Annotated in this window: 15 protein-coding genes; 2 read left to right on the top strand and 13 right to left on the bottom strand. The window is 51.1% G+C overall.

The window, feature by feature from the left end; genetic code table 11:
- Positions 1 to 2: 2 nt before the first annotated feature.
- The 3 genes from E2980_RS03335 to E2980_RS03325 form a co-directional block, all read right to left on the bottom strand.
- On the bottom strand, positions 3 to 1,382 hold the full coding sequence (locus tag E2980_RS03335; protein ID WP_135150698.1) for a DEAD/DEAH box helicase: 1,380 nt from the start codon (positions 1,380 to 1,382) through the stop codon (positions 3 to 5).
- On the bottom strand, positions 1,379 to 1,660 hold the full coding sequence (locus tag E2980_RS03330) for a VRR-NUC domain-containing protein (RefSeq protein WP_135150697.1): 282 nt from the start codon (positions 1,658 to 1,660) through the stop codon (positions 1,379 to 1,381). Before E2980_RS03330 ends, E2980_RS03335 begins: the two co-directional genes overlap by 4 nt.
- A 251-nt stretch (positions 1,661 to 1,911) precedes the next feature.
- Positions 1,912 to 4,275: a virulence-associated E family protein gene (locus E2980_RS03325; RefSeq protein ID WP_240702831.1), complete on the bottom strand. Its 2,364-nt coding sequence runs from the start codon at positions 4,273 to 4,275 to the stop codon at positions 1,912 to 1,914.
- Between the two features lie 399 nt (positions 4,276 to 4,674).
- On the opposite strand from E2980_RS03325, the gene E2980_RS03320 reads away from it, so the two are divergent.
- Complete coding sequence (locus E2980_RS03320; RefSeq protein WP_135150696.1) at positions 4,675 to 5,370, top strand: hypothetical protein; 696 nt, start codon at positions 4,675 to 4,677, stop codon at positions 5,368 to 5,370.
- A 14-nt stretch (positions 5,371 to 5,384) separates the two neighbouring features.
- On the opposite strand, the gene E2980_RS03315 is transcribed toward E2980_RS03320, so the two are convergent.
- Complete coding sequence (locus tag E2980_RS03315) at positions 5,385 to 6,797, bottom strand: DNA cytosine methyltransferase (RefSeq protein ID WP_135150695.1); 1,413 nt, start codon at positions 6,795 to 6,797, stop codon at positions 5,385 to 5,387.
- A gap of 75 nt (positions 6,798 to 6,872) precedes the next feature.
- Between E2980_RS03315 and E2980_RS03310 the strand changes: the two genes are divergently transcribed.
- Positions 6,873 to 7,181 (top strand): hypothetical protein, encoded by a 309-nt coding sequence (locus E2980_RS03310; RefSeq protein ID WP_135150694.1) that lies wholly within the window; start codon positions 6,873 to 6,875, stop codon positions 7,179 to 7,181.
- On the opposite strand, the gene E2980_RS03305 is transcribed toward E2980_RS03310, so the two are convergent.
- From E2980_RS03305 to E2980_RS03265, 9 genes are all read right to left on the bottom strand, one after another.
- Positions 7,178 to 9,133, bottom strand: a complete 1,956-nt coding sequence (locus E2980_RS03305) for a DNA polymerase family A protein (RefSeq protein ID WP_135150693.1) — start codon at positions 9,131 to 9,133, stop codon at positions 7,178 to 7,180. The genes E2980_RS03310 and E2980_RS03305 overlap by 4 nt on opposite strands.
- On the bottom strand, positions 9,130 to 9,513 hold the full coding sequence (locus tag E2980_RS03300) for a nucleoside triphosphate pyrophosphohydrolase family protein (protein WP_135150692.1): 384 nt from the start codon (positions 9,511 to 9,513) through the stop codon (positions 9,130 to 9,132). The genes E2980_RS03305 and E2980_RS03300 overlap by 4 nt, the downstream gene beginning before the upstream one ends.
- 67 nt (positions 9,514 to 9,580) lie before the next feature.
- Positions 9,581 to 10,171: a DUF2815 family protein gene (locus E2980_RS03295; protein ID WP_135150691.1), complete on the bottom strand. Its 591-nt coding sequence runs from the start codon at positions 10,169 to 10,171 to the stop codon at positions 9,581 to 9,583.
- Between the two features lie 27 nt (positions 10,172 to 10,198).
- Complete coding sequence (locus tag E2980_RS03290) at positions 10,199 to 11,395, bottom strand: DUF2800 domain-containing protein (RefSeq protein WP_135150690.1); 1,197 nt, start codon at positions 11,393 to 11,395, stop codon at positions 10,199 to 10,201.
- On the bottom strand, positions 11,392 to 11,826 hold the full coding sequence (locus E2980_RS03285) for a hypothetical protein (RefSeq protein ID WP_135150689.1): 435 nt from the start codon (positions 11,824 to 11,826) through the stop codon (positions 11,392 to 11,394). The genes E2980_RS03290 and E2980_RS03285 overlap by 4 nt, the downstream gene beginning before the upstream one ends.
- 26 nt (positions 11,827 to 11,852) lie before the next feature.
- Complete coding sequence (locus E2980_RS03280; protein WP_135150688.1) at positions 11,853 to 12,182, bottom strand: hypothetical protein; 330 nt, start codon at positions 12,180 to 12,182, stop codon at positions 11,853 to 11,855.
- Positions 12,166 to 12,480 (bottom strand): hypothetical protein, encoded by a 315-nt coding sequence (locus tag E2980_RS03275; RefSeq protein ID WP_135150687.1) that lies wholly within the window; start codon positions 12,478 to 12,480, stop codon positions 12,166 to 12,168. The genes E2980_RS03280 and E2980_RS03275 overlap by 17 nt, the downstream gene beginning before the upstream one ends.
- An 85-nt stretch (positions 12,481 to 12,565) precedes the next feature.
- Positions 12,566 to 12,856, bottom strand: coding sequence for a helix-turn-helix domain-containing protein (locus E2980_RS03270; protein WP_135150686.1), 291 nt, complete (start codon positions 12,854 to 12,856; stop codon positions 12,566 to 12,568).
- Between the two features lie 127 nt (positions 12,857 to 12,983).
- Positions 12,984 to 13,196 (bottom strand): helix-turn-helix transcriptional regulator, encoded by a 213-nt coding sequence (locus tag E2980_RS03265; protein WP_135150685.1) that lies wholly within the window; start codon positions 13,194 to 13,196, stop codon positions 12,984 to 12,986.
- Between the last annotated feature and the right edge of the window lie 69 nt (positions 13,197 to 13,265).

Here is a 13,265-nt window from a genome sequence, read left to right as displayed (position 1 = left end):
GTTTACCCCTCTTGTTGTATTTTGCTAATCCTCGCTTTTACTGCTTGCATTAATGCTTCTTGTCCGGTTGCCTTGCGCTCCAACGCGTCGATGGCTTGTTCGTCCATCGTTCCTTCGGCTACAAGGCGCATGACGACGATCCTTCTTGTCTGCCCTTGGCGATGAACCCTCGCATTTGCTTGCTGATCCTCTTCAAGGCTCCATATCTGGTCATACCAGACAACGGTCTGACAGCTGGACTCCTGAAGGTTCAGACCGTGACCGGCTGACTTCGGATGCAAAAGTAAAAGTGGGGTTTCATCGTTGTTCCAAGCCCGTATATCCTCATTGCCGTCTTTACCTTTCCGTAGAATCTGCGCTTGCGGGAATCGCTCTTGGATTCGGGAAAGCGAATGCTTGAAGTTGTAAAACACCATGACCGGCTTACCCTGCGCTGCCTCGATTATGTCCTCCAGCTTGTCCAGCTTGGCGTCATGGATTAGCTTAATTCCTCGTTCCTCGTCGTAGACGGCGCCGGAGGCCATCTGCAGAAGCTTGTTCGACAGGACGGCCGCGGTGTTCGCTACGACGTCCGCGTCTTGATAAGGCAGAAGTAGATCACGTTCAAGCTTCTTGTATAACGCCTGTGCCTCGTCCGATAACTTAACCGGCACTGGTACGTCGATTCGCTCCGGGAGCTCCAACCAATCCTTCGCCTTCATGCTCACGGCGATATCCGCGATCGCCTCGTAAATGCGTTCCTCGGCTTCCTTCTTCTGCTTCCAGTCATAGACGACGTGGCCGCTACGGGCTCCGGGGGTAAAGTATCGGTCTCGGTAACCCGTGATCGTCTTGCCTAGCCGCTCCCCCTGGTCTAACAAATAGGTCGGCGCCCATAAATCCTCTAAACCATTTGGTGCCGGCGTCCCGGTTAACTCGACGATACGCTTAATCATCGGACGGACCCGACGCAACGCCTTAAACCGTTTAGACTGCGGATTCTTAAAGCTACTAGACTCGTCGATGACGACCATATCGAAAGGCCATTTACTGCCATACTCCGTGACAAGCCATTCCACGTTCTCCCGGTTAATCACCCAGACATCGGCTTCGGCTTTCAATGCTTTACGCCTAACGGTAACACTACCTAGTACCTTCGAGATCCGCAGATGCTTCAAGTGGTCCCACTTCTCCACTTCGCGGGCCCAAGTGTCGTCTGCCACCCGAAGCGGCGCGATGACCAGTACTCGACTTGCATCGAAAAAGTCATTCAGAAGCATGTCGATCGCTGTCAAGGTACTTACAGTTTTTCCCAATCCCATCTCAAGCAGCAAAGCGATAAACGGCGTATCCATGATCCGCGCCGTCGCGTATTCCTGGTACTGATGCGGTTTGTACTTCATCCGCTTACCACTTCGGCAATAAACCGATCGATGTCCTCATGCGAATCTATCTTGTAATGTTTGTGCCCCATTCCAAGAAGCTTCCTCGCCCATTTCGCTTGTAGAGGCGCTAAGGGTTTGCCCGGGGCTTTCATCTCGACGTATATCGTCCGGCCGTTCGGTAGGATGACGATTCTGTCAGGTACACCATTGTTGCCGGGGGATACCCACTTGGGCGCATCCCCTCCGATAGCTCTCACCTCTCGTACCAGTCGTCGTTCCAGTGCTGACTCTCTCATGTTGTCACCCGATCCCTGATGATGTGATTCTTATACACGCGTATAGAGGTGTATGCGTTTAACCTGTATTCCATATCCCCTATACGTGGTTATTTATTAATATCTTATATAGAAGAAACTTAATGTATCATCTGTATCAGCAACCGCTGAACCCTTGTCCTTCTTGGGTTTATCATGATGCTATAAGAGACTTTTTAATGCATCCTTATAGCATCACGATGATTCAATAGGTGATGCATCAGATGCATCATTCATTTTTTAATGCTCACCCTATCAAACGCTGTTTGTTGCCCGTATTCTGGTACGCGGACGCGACCCGACAACTCCTTCCACCCCGGCATGCGCCTCATGATATCGCACAAGGAACGTGCATCCCATTTCTGCATCATGCCGATTCTGCCTCCCAAGCACTCGACCCATATCTTCGCGGCACAAACGCGTTTATGGTAATAGGGCTCGCCGCCGAAATCATCTTCGATTGGCTTTTCTAGCCACTCTTGTATGTGTCCCTCACGTGGGTCAATCTCCAGATGTGAAGCTTGATGCAGCTTCGCCGTTTCGGCAGATTCCCGATCCAGTTCCAAGGTTTCCCCCGCCTTGTATAGGTGAAGCGCCTCCGCCCAGATTTGCCCCACCACGTCGTCCGTTAAATGGTCCCAGTGACTTAAACGCGCCTTTGCCGGGTCAATGTCTACGGGCCAAAAGCGGCGGTTCCCCGTCTCGTCCCTCAGAAAGTCCCGTGTATTGGTCGTGCCGAAGAACACGCACTTGCGGGGGAACTCTGATACCTGGCGATCATAGGCAACCCGGTAACGGTCCTCAGTCTTCGATAGAAACGCCTTTACCTCATCGACCTCGGACTTTTTAAGCGCCGACAGCTCACCGATTTCGAATATCCAACCCGACTGCAAATGTTCGCCGGCTTCCTTGTTCTCAAACGTCCGCAAGGAGTCCGAGAACCACTCACGGCCAAGCTTCGCAAGTAAGCTACTCTTACCCGCGCCCTGCGGCCCCACCAGAACTAGCATCTCGTCAAACTTGCAACCCGGCTGATAGAGTCTAGCGACAGCAGCAAGGAACATCTTACGGGTTACCTGGCGAACGTAATGCGTATCATCCGCACCTAAGTAATCAATGAAAACCGAATCGATGCGCTGCACGCCGTTCCACTTATGCGACTCGATGTATGACTTGATCGGATGGAACTTATTTGCATGAACAACTTCCGTAAACGCGTTCTGAATCGTAGCTTGTCCGCGGATCCCGTAGACCTTGGAGAACCAATGCTGCAGACGCTTGTCATCCGCGCCTAGCCATGGCTCGTATCCCCGATTCGGTCTCTCCCGATCCCGCCAAGGCAGCGGTTTCCGTACAACCTCCGAATTACCGAAGGCATCATACGCGAGCACGTTCCGCCATACGTCGTGGGATAGGATGAGCTCCACATTCCCCGACGTTGCAAGCGGAAGCCCAGTCTTGTGATGCATATCGAGCTTGTCCTGCCAGTTCTCGTCCTCCGGATCAGGCTCAGCGGGTTCATCGCCCACGTCCATATCCCCGAAGGAGTCCTGTATCTCGGACATCTTCAGCCGCTTAACGCCAGGCTGACTGGCGGCGAAGTGTTCCATTGCCATGTGACTCGGCTTCTTGGCATCCGGCGTAAACTCCTTGGCCCGGTCGTCCAGGTGCGCGAACTTATGAATGCGGACCAGATCGAACAGGTTATAAGTCCGGCCATCAGCAACGGGATCTGAATCCTGATGGGAGAACGCGAGATCTTGATCAGGATATATCTCGAGCCCGTTACCGCTCGTTCCCGCAGCATAGGTGTATCGATTCGGCATCGACCCCGGGACATAGACGTCCGATAGGAATTCGTCGATCCCTTCTTCGATCGTGTACGCCCGGCAGAATAGCCCGATTGTGCCGATCTTCTCCCGCGGGTCTTGCGCCTTCTTCCCGCCGAGCTGCGGTCCCGCCTTATCGTCAGCATGCCTCGGCCAAGCCATAACGTCCTGCCAATCATCGTACTGGTCAAGCACGCTATCGACGGAGAGCGCACCGCCCTCGGCGACTTCCAGAACCGGCTCTGCATCCTTCGAGCAGCTTGGCATGTACATGAGCCGATGGACATGGAACGTCGTTTTACACATGTATGCCATACCAATCTGCTCCGCCAGCTTCCTACTGACCGCTGTATATTCGTCCGGAGTCATTGCACGGTTCACTGGTACGATCAGTCGGTACTTTGGCTTCTCCGGTCGATGGCTGTGCGTGGAATAGAATGCGTAAGCAGTACCACCCAGCACTAGCTCACAGATGAATGAGAAATCATCATCTGCATGATCCACGTCTAGCGTAATTAAGCTGCGGGTATCGACGTTCTCTTTCTTACGCCGGCCTCCCCGAATAAGTCCGCCTACGAAAGAAGGTCCGTCTTTAATTTTGTCTCTGGCAGGCTTTTGCATCTTATCGTACTGCGCCATTGTCTCGGTCGTACGCCGGACCTTCCGGAGCTTGTCCACGAACTCATCCCAAGTTAGGTACTCAGGCTTCCAGTTCGTGTCGGCTCTATGCTTTCCAAAGCTGATGTCTAATTCTATGGTCTCGAGCAAAAATGAGTCACCTCCCTACGCAAACAAATGTTCCGTATTCACTAAAATTCAAAATATTGGTAGACTCTTTAACAGGCTCCCCATACATACCCAACCAATTATTTTCGTTGTTTGGGCAACAAGGTCGGTCTTCGCAGAGATTTTTCATAGCATTACTGCGAGGGTCAAACCGTCTTTGTTGGAAATACCATGTGAAGGAGCGTAGGAAATGAATATCAAAATGTCGAAAGATACGTTTGAGCTCAACATCACTCCGCGGGTGCTACTCGCGACCATTGGACTGATTAGCACCGCGATTGGTGTGACCCTTCATATTTGAAGGGTTTTTCCATTATTAGGTGTCCATTGATAACCCATCCAACTATTTAGTTATCCGCGAATCGAACAGGAGTGAATTACTTGGGCACCCACTATGAATGGAAGTTTCTAATGAAAAACGTCTTCAAGCCTGAGGAGTCTTTATCTCGTTGGATAATCAAGCTTGCAAATGCTAGGAACGACCTCCTGTATGTGACCAGAAGCTTGATTGGCTCCCTCGAGCGAAATGCGCCTCTCGGAGAAAACTTCTATCTTTTTCGGTTGGGCACTTCTCATCTTAGGGAAGCAATCATGCTACTCTATCTATTCCGAAACGATAAACAAGTTAAAGCATTCGTAAGCCGACTTAGTCTTGAAAATCAAGAAACTTACAAGATGATTATGGATCTGAATGATGAATTTAATAATCCGGATTCCCTTGTTAAAGGCTCACTCATGCCAATCAGAAATAATTCTTTTCATTACTACGATGGGGAAAAAGGGAAACCGAAGAAAAAGTTTGAGCAGGAGCTTATCCATGATTTATCTGTTCTTGGTGATCTCAGGACTTCTTTTCTGGCAGATGGTAACCGACGAACTGACGTAAGTTACTACTTCGCTGACGAAATTTTATTTCACCTGATTTTTGGTGCAGAACCGAATGATGACGAGTTCAATTCCAAACTTCGTGTCCTATCCGATCTCATGAACAACTTTATTGCCTTTGCCGACGACGCCGTTGGTTACTTCCTTTCCCAAAATAGAGATGCAATGATGCAATATAGAACGAAGAAGTAATCACATCAGTTATGCTATTTGACTCTTCCAAGGCACATATTCAAAACCTTGATCCCGTATAAAACCGGAAGCGCCTGAAGCGGATCAACCGCATTACCCAATGCCTTCAAGCGCCCTGCCCTGTTCTTCACCCCCGTCGCCACCCGTGGCGGCTCCCACTCGAATTGCTCTTGCCCCATTAAAGCTGGCTGCGGGTAAGAGGCAATAAAGTTAATGAGGGAATCCAGCGGATTCATTCCCCATCCGTCCAACCAATCGGAAAGTTCATAAGGGCTTCCACCCATTCCGGATTGAGCTGCCCGCTCTTCTCGGAAACGCACATCGATAGATTTACCTGTTTTCCGTTCTCGACCCTTCGCTGAATCGCTGGATTGGATAAATTGCCTCGATCCCGATCGTCCCCCGCTTGAGGTGTCGGCCACATCTTTACACTCGTAGGCAGGTCTATGCTGTGACTCCCGCCGCTTTTCGTCTTTCTGCGTCCCGTTACTGTTACCTTGATATTCTCTCGAGCCGTGATCTCTGATGCTGTCGGTGTCGGCCATAAAACCGCCGCTGGAAGACCGTTCCTCGGATCGTTCGCGATGTTCCCACGCTTCTCTGCATCGTTCGCTCTCGGTGTCGGCCAAAGAACAGCATCGTTCAGATTCGGACTCCACCCCTGTTCCTGTTTCCGAACAGCTCTCGGTGATCCCGGAACATCCCCACTGCGATAATCCCTCGTCTGAGGAGACGGCCACATCCTCATCGTCCTCTGATCCACTTGCTCCCGAAGATTGGCTGGCTTCGTTCTGCCTTTTCGGGTCGTAGTCGCCTGCCTTATCAGTGCCTCGTCCGAACGTTGCCCCATGTTGTCCAGTGTGTTCGGTGTTGCCCACAATGAGGATCCGGTACCGCCTGTGCGAGGCACCGACACCGCAAGCTGGTATAACAATTGGGATGGATCGATACCCGATTGCTTCAAGGTCTTTCCGGATTGTTTCGATGACCATTTCCGCTTCTTCGCAAATTGTTGTTTCGTCTTCCAAGACACTGTCCCAACTGGACTGAGCCATACTGACGAGTCCATCAACATTTTCAGCAAATACCCAAGTGGGTCTAACCTCTCCAACGATTCTGCACATTTCCGGCCAGAGATAGCGGTCGTCATCCGTACCTGTCCGCTTGCCCGCATTGCTGAAAGGTTGACAGGGGAAGCCACCTGCCACGATGTCGATGCCTCTCTCGCTACTAATAACTCCGTCATGTTCGAGCACCTCCCGCGTTAAGTTATAAACGTCATCGTATATTGGGCGACCGGGGAAACGGCGGCGGAGAATATCTTGAGCGAACGGCTCCTTCTCGCAGAAGGCAACGGTTTCGATGCCCGCCCACTCCGCCGCTAAACTGATCCCACCGATACCAGCAAATAGATCAAGTTGGTTCATATAATCACCTTTGTATGGTTGTTAATATTTGCCTGAAATCATATAATAGAGTCACTTTCTACTAGGAGGATTACTATGGAAATCGCTATTAAGCGAATCGATGAAAACACTTGCATGGTTACTACTCTGGAAGCTATGACTTCGGCAGTCGCGAATCATTTGCTTGCAAATATTAACTACGAGATCATAAAAGTTGATCCACGCGGTTATACCTTGACTACCGGCTCGGCTTTTAACATCGAATCTCAACAGCACATTCACTATGGAACTATTGAATGTCGTATTGTGAAAGGGAATCTGGAAGGATTAGTTGACGATTTAAAGGAAAAATTTGCTTTGCAAGATCCGTTGTCAAACGGGGACACATGGACGCTAACGTTCTAATCCTTCATGTAAAAATCAGTCTCAAAGCCTGCCGCCTTAAGCGGTAATCCCGGCGCCCAGTCAATAGGCCGACTCATGATCGATGTCACGTCATCAACAAGCACATCATTTTCCCACGGCACATCAAGCACGACCTCATCGTGTACGTGTAGCGGAATGACATAGCCGGCTTTATCTAGTCGCATTAGGCTCTCAGCCAGACAATCCCGGGCGATGGCTTGTACCAAGTTCTCGACAAGCGTTCCGCCCCACGTGCGTTGCTGTGACCATTGATTCCGGTCATCCTGCGCGAAGAAGGTCAGTCCGTCTTTGTCGAACTTGGTATCAAGCTTAATCGCCGCTTGCGGGTACGCGAGGCTGTGTCCACTTGGTAAGTCCGCGAACAAGGTTCCAGCCTCGTACCGATACTGCACACCGTGCGCCAACTTAACCGTCGATTTCATCCGTACCGCTTCCATAGCTGCATCCTCGGCACGATACCAAAGCTTCCGGATATTCGGATTCGCTTGCCGCCACTGCTTGACCAAGCCCTCGTACTGATCCTCTGGAATCTCCTTGCCCTTATCCATCTTCTCAAGAGCAGCCCTTCCGCCACCGAATCCACAAGCGAGTGTCGCTACTTTACCTGGAGCGCGAAAGCGATAATTCTCGTGCCCTTTAACGATGGACTCGAACGCGATGCCGAACATGCGAGCCGCTGTCGCCTCGTATATCTTTCCGTGTCCCTGAAATACGTCCAGCACCCAGAGCTCGTCCGCAAGCCACGCTATGACGCGAGCCTCGATAGCCGCGAAGTCGGAGACGATGAAACGGCATCCATCGGACGGAATAAGCGCGGTACGGACTAGCTGAGACATAACAAACGGCGGAGCGCCGAACAGCATTTCGAGAAAATCGAATTCGCCGTTAAGCAACGTCTCCCGCGCAAGTTCCAAGTCCTTAAGATGGTTCTGCGGGAGGTTATGCATTTGCACGATCCGCCCCGCCCAGCGCCATGTCCGGTTAGCCCCGCAGAATTGCAAGATCCCCCGAACGCGATCGTCGGCGCAGATCGTACGAGCCATTGCATCGTATTTACTGTTGCTTGTCTTGCCCATTTCCTGCCGGAGCTCGAGAGCCCTTCGCGTCTCTTCACTTGGCGCGGCATCTAGCAGAATGTCCATAAACTCTTTAGCTAGGCTGTCAGCTTCTAACCCGTTTTCTGATAACCACACCTTGAGCTGTGCATCGCTGTTTGGATTGTCGAGCCCCGTCAACTCCTTCGCCTCTTCAATCATGCGCTCCTTACACTGGGCTCCGCAGGCGATCGCGTTCTCTACGAATGCCCGGTTGAGACGGACGCCGCGATCGTTGATCCGTTGATCGAGCGCCCATAGCCGCCATTCCTTCTCCGGCACCGGGAAGCGTTCTAGCTTCTTACGGACTGCCCGCTCGACGACAACGTCCTGCACACAATAGGACTTGTAATCCTCCCACTTCTCCGGGTCATGGTGCGGATAATTCCGCTCACGTTGACCGTTAACTTTAGTCGGTTTACACGGGACGGAGAAATACTTGATCAAGGCTTTACCCTTCGTGTCCTTCTGGGCGACCAGATTAAGAACCGTAGCCGTGCTTCCCAAGTTGCCGGGCAACCCTAGAGATAAAGAATGGACCGAAGTACACCGCCACTGGACAGGATCGCAGACGATGCCGTAATGCTTCGCAATACAAGTCCTTTCAAACGCTGCGTTGAAGGCCGTCTTGATGACTCCGGGATCAGTCAGATCGTGCAAGATGAAATCAGGCAGATCCTCGAAAGCTGTTAGGTCGATAACCGTGACTGGCTCGTCATCGTAAGCGTAGGCGAACAGTAAGATTTCGAAGTCCGCCGCTTCGACGTATCGGTAAACGCCGGATTTAATTAGGTCGATGCTGCTGTATGTCTCGATGTCGATTTGGAGGACGGTCACAGCATCTTGCCCCCATGCCGAATCGGTCGAGTAGCATTGTAGGCCATCTTCTCCCGGATCGCCGCCTCCAGATTGATCCCAAGATGCCCGCAAGTATCAAAGATCCGGATAACAGTGTCCGCCAGTTCGGATGGAATACCGCAAGGCTTCCATTCAGGAGCAGGCTGCTTGCCTTGAGCAAATACGATGCCTAAGTCATTTTCTTTCTCGTACCAAATTTCCGTAAACCCCCGGCCCTTTCGATAGTCTTCCAATGCCTCAGAAAGCTCCGAGTGCATAAGCGCAATCACTTCACTAAATGTTCGAGGCTCTTCATACCATCCTTTGTTGATAGCGTTGTGATGTGCAACTTGAACGAATTCGTTTATAGTTTTAGGCATTTATGTCTTCCTCCTATAAGTTGTGATAGAGAAAGGGGACCCTTGCGGAATCCCCACTCTTAAATAATTAGCTCATGTAATCTTCGTCATCGTCTCCGTCAACATCGTCGAAGTCCTCGTCAGCAAAGTCTGCATTGACGCTCGAGCGTCCAGATAACGACTCGCCATCCTGAACCTTAACGATATTGTTCAGCCCGACGCCGATACCCTTGCTCTTGTTGTCGAAAAGGTAAAAATTAATAGACACCCTTGCGAAGCAGCCGGAGTAGACTTCCGTCGTATCCGTGATTTCTTGAAACTTCGTTTTCCCATCCGTATCCCTACCAACCGGCTTTGCAATCCCCGGCTTGTTATTCGCGTAAGCATTCAGGAAAAAGTGGCCTGCATAGTTCGGATCCTCTGGTTTCTCTTCGTCTCCGTCATGAAGTGGAAGCTTGAAGTTCGGCGGAAGCTTACCCTTGTACTTCGTCGTTGCCTCGGCTTTAAGCGCGTCCACTTTCTCTTTGATCTTCCGAAGAGTCTCCTTATCAGATTTCGGAATCAGAATTGCCGTGCCGTATTTCAATTGTCCTTGATCGTTTGCCTTCGGCTCCCAGATATTTGCGTAAGAGAGACGCGCTTTACCTGTTACCATTTTTGTTGTGTTATCAGATGCCATGGTGTGATTGCTCCTTTGAATGTGGGTTTAGTTTTCAAAATCTTCGCCTGCAAAATCATTGTCAATGCTGTTCAATTCCGGGCGCTTGTCCGACTCTGGAACGAGAACTGGCTTTCCGGTCGGTTTAACGATCAAGCCATCAAGCAATGTCGCCAGATCCTTCTTACCGACGTTCTTCTCCAGATCACCGATACTGTACATCTCCTGCGGCTTGAGGTACTTCGACGCGTCAACCTTAGCGGCTTCCAGCGCCTTCTTCGCGGCTTCCTTGTCCGTAATAGCTCGATTGCTCCGGCCCTCGACAAGCTTCCACAGAGGAATGCGTATGCCGTTCTTAGCTTGTTCGAATGCGTGTTCCTCGACATCCTTTGCCCAGACCTTTAGCTGCTCAGCAACAAAGAGAATCGAACCGATCTCGTCCGGGCTAAGTAGCGCCGGGTCTTTGAACTCGTAAGCTAGAGCCTTCATGTTCTCATCCGTTCGAGCGCGGCAGTTGCCTTTCACCTTGCACCAGCGGCAGTGGTCTCCAGACTTGAATTCGCCCTCGCCGACATCAGCCAATAAGGCTGCAGGACCGACAACCGTCTCCGCCCACTCTACTAATTCACTAACCGGCATAATGTCAGTACTGATAGAGTCAAGACGCGGCTGGACGATGGTCATGTGAACATCTTGAATGTCGTAGAGATAGTTGTAAGCTGACCAAGCGCCAAGGCCATAGAGACGAATCTGCGGATTGTTTTCCGCACTAACCGGAACGCCCTTGCCATACTTCAGGTCGATGACTTCCAGTACACCGTCAGCTATGAGGACCACGTCCCCGGAGCCTTTGCCTTCTGGAACCCATTCGGTGAAATCTAGCTTTTCCTCTAGCAGAATGACGGCATCGACAGATCGAGCCTTAGCGGCCATAAACCGTTCTTCGACGATCTCGACGTAATCGTTCACGGCGTTCTCCATCTCGGGACCGTACATCGGATTAGCCTTGACCTTCTCGAGCTCCTTATCGAGTCGCTTGCGCTCTGCCGAATTACAAGGGAGCAGACGGCGCCGCAACTTGATCTCCGACAGCTCATGCGCCAGTGTCCCCTCGTCGGCGTACTCGCTCCTCTTGTCTGGGACGCTCTCTTGCACCCGGGCGCTTGGCGGGCATGATATCCATTGCGCCGCCTTGGATGCGCCTAGTAAAGCGTGAGCGCGTTCAGCATGTGCGACTTGACTCATAGTGCTTGCAGTTCCGCAAGGAACGCGACTCGTTGATCGGCAGGAACGGCAGTAACGTTCGACACGCCGAATTTCGTCAGCAGAGGTTTGATCAAGGCCTTTTTGTCGGCGCCCTCTGCGCCCTTCGCCTGAGCTGCCGCACGCAGATCCACATCAGTCGGGATCGGGGCTTCATCATCGGATGGTTCAGGATCGGATTGGTGCTGCTCTTCCTCTTGCGAAGCTTCCGGTTCGGAGTCCGGCTTGTTCTGAACAGGCTCGTCCGCCTTAACTGTTTCCGGCTTCGGAGTCGAACGTGTACGCGGAGCCTTTGGTGCTTCCTGTGCAACTGACGCGACAGCTTGTCCGCCTGTTAAGCCAGCAGAGAAAGCGGATAATTCGATAAGTGCGTGTTCGGCGTTCTCGCCGTTAATGATGATTTGAATAGACATGTGCGTGAATCCTCCTGGTGTATGAATTAATCGAAGCAGTGGCTTCGGTGCTGCTTTAATTGCTCTTGGAGCAAGTTGATCTCGTCACGTAGCTTGTCGTTCTCCTGTTCAGCTTCCTGGGAACGGCGGATTGCATACGGCCAGCCTGCGCGAGCGTCGGCGATGAATTTTCGATCTTCATCGTTTGGACCCTCTGAGTGCTGCAGCCATGCAACATAATCGCCGGAGTCTACTGCACCTTCGGGGGATAGGCATAGACCGTTCCAAGTCCACATCCACGGACCACGCGTCGCCGCCTCGCAGATCGCTAGATCCGCGTCGAGGTCCCGCGCTTCAGGCTTAATGGCTGTACTCAATGTGAGGCACCTCCGCGGTCAATTCGGTAATGCATGGCTTGCATACGTCCCGATCGTTCCACTTCTGGAGGAACTTGCCGTCCATCCTATGCCCGCAGACTTTGCAGTCTGGAAGCAATTGAAATACGTTGTAGCTGATCACGGGCCCGGACATCGCCACGAGCCGTTCCCCTTTGAGATGATCCGAAGGGAGTCGAACCGCGTGCTCCTTCTGGTCCTCGTACATCGTCTCATCCTCGATGAATGCCCGATGAGTGCCGATGCCGGCATAGTGTCCGCCTAGCTTTGATCTCAGCATATGGACCTCCTGATTTACAAAAATTGTGAAACGTTGTACAATGGTGCCGGTTATTAGTGCTAGTAACATCCGTTTTCACCTCCTCTCAAGAAATACTTTCACGCTCTTTTTGCCTGATATACTCAAACAGCGTCAAGGAACTGAACACTACCCTAGGTTTCTTAGAGCCGGCAGCACCAAGAGGGATATGTGGAATCTGTTTTTGTTTGCACATTCTTTGAACCGTCTCCGGCGATACTCCTAGAAATTCAGCTGCTTCAACAATCGAAAGCCGACGCTCTTCAGGTTGATGAGTTTTCAGTTCACCCATTACTCTGTGGTAAATTCGTTCCTCCATCTCAGCAATCAAACTAGCGAACATCTTGTCAGCTGACATGGCTACCCTCCTTTGCAATTAAAGGTATTATAAATACCCTGAATACCAAAAAAAATTGACCGATCTGTATGGTATTGACAATACCATGATGAGCACATATAATACTAAATGGGTAGTAATAATAGACCTAAGCGCAGACCACATCTGCAAAAAGGTTTTGTGGCGTAGATCCTAAAGCATTACAGATTTTGAACATAAGTTGGGTACTTGGGTTTACCCGACCATACTCGAGACTCTTTATATGTTCAAGTGTGACGCCGACAAGCTGAGCGAGTTCTAGTTGCGTTAAACCCTTAGCTTTTCTTGCTTCACGGAGACTATCCCTCTTTTGACCTCTCATAGTGTACACCCCCTCTTCAGGTTTTGTGGGATATGTCTCCAATTATATTGGGTATTTTCAATACCGTCA

The sequence above is a fragment of the Cohnella luojiensis genome (assembly GCF_004564235.1).
In the GTDB taxonomy this organism is placed as follows: domain Bacteria; phylum Bacillota; class Bacilli; order Paenibacillales; family Paenibacillaceae; genus Cohnella; species Cohnella luojiensis.
Note: the sequence above shows the minus strand (reverse complement) of the source record. Positions and strands in the feature narration are given on the sequence as shown.

Coding starts and splice junctions, on each gene's coding strand:
- E2980_RS03335 (WP_135150698.1), bottom strand. CDS start 1,382: ATGAAGTACAAACCGCATCAGTACCAGGAATACGCGACGGCGCGGATC.
- E2980_RS03290 (WP_135150690.1), bottom strand. CDS start 11,395: ATGAGTCAAGTCGCACATGCTGAACGCGCTCACGCTTTACTAGGCGCA.
- E2980_RS03285 (WP_135150689.1), bottom strand. CDS start 11,826: ATGTCTATTCAAATCATCATTAACGGCGAGAACGCCGAACACGCACTT.
- E2980_RS03315 (WP_135150695.1), bottom strand. CDS start 6,797: ATGAACCAACTTGATCTATTTGCTGGTATCGGTGGGATCAGTTTAGCG.
- E2980_RS03275 (WP_135150687.1), bottom strand. CDS start 12,480: ATGCTGAGATCAAAGCTAGGCGGACACTATGCCGGCATCGGCACTCAT.
- E2980_RS03265 (WP_135150685.1), bottom strand. CDS start 13,196: ATGAGAGGTCAAAAGAGGGATAGTCTCCGTGAAGCAAGAAAAGCTAAG.
- E2980_RS03300 (WP_135150692.1), bottom strand. CDS start 9,513: ATGCCTAAAACTATAAACGAATTCGTTCAAGTTGCACATCACAACGCT.
- E2980_RS03330 (WP_135150697.1), bottom strand. CDS start 1,660: ATGAGAGAGTCAGCACTGGAACGACGACTGGTACGAGAGGTGAGAGCT.
- E2980_RS03270 (WP_135150686.1), bottom strand. CDS start 12,856: ATGTCAGCTGACAAGATGTTCGCTAGTTTGATTGCTGAGATGGAGGAA.
- E2980_RS03295 (WP_135150691.1), bottom strand. CDS start 10,171: ATGGCATCTGATAACACAACAAAAATGGTAACAGGTAAAGCGCGTCTC.
- E2980_RS03310 (WP_135150694.1), top strand. CDS start 6,873: ATGGAAATCGCTATTAAGCGAATCGATGAAAACACTTGCATGGTTACT.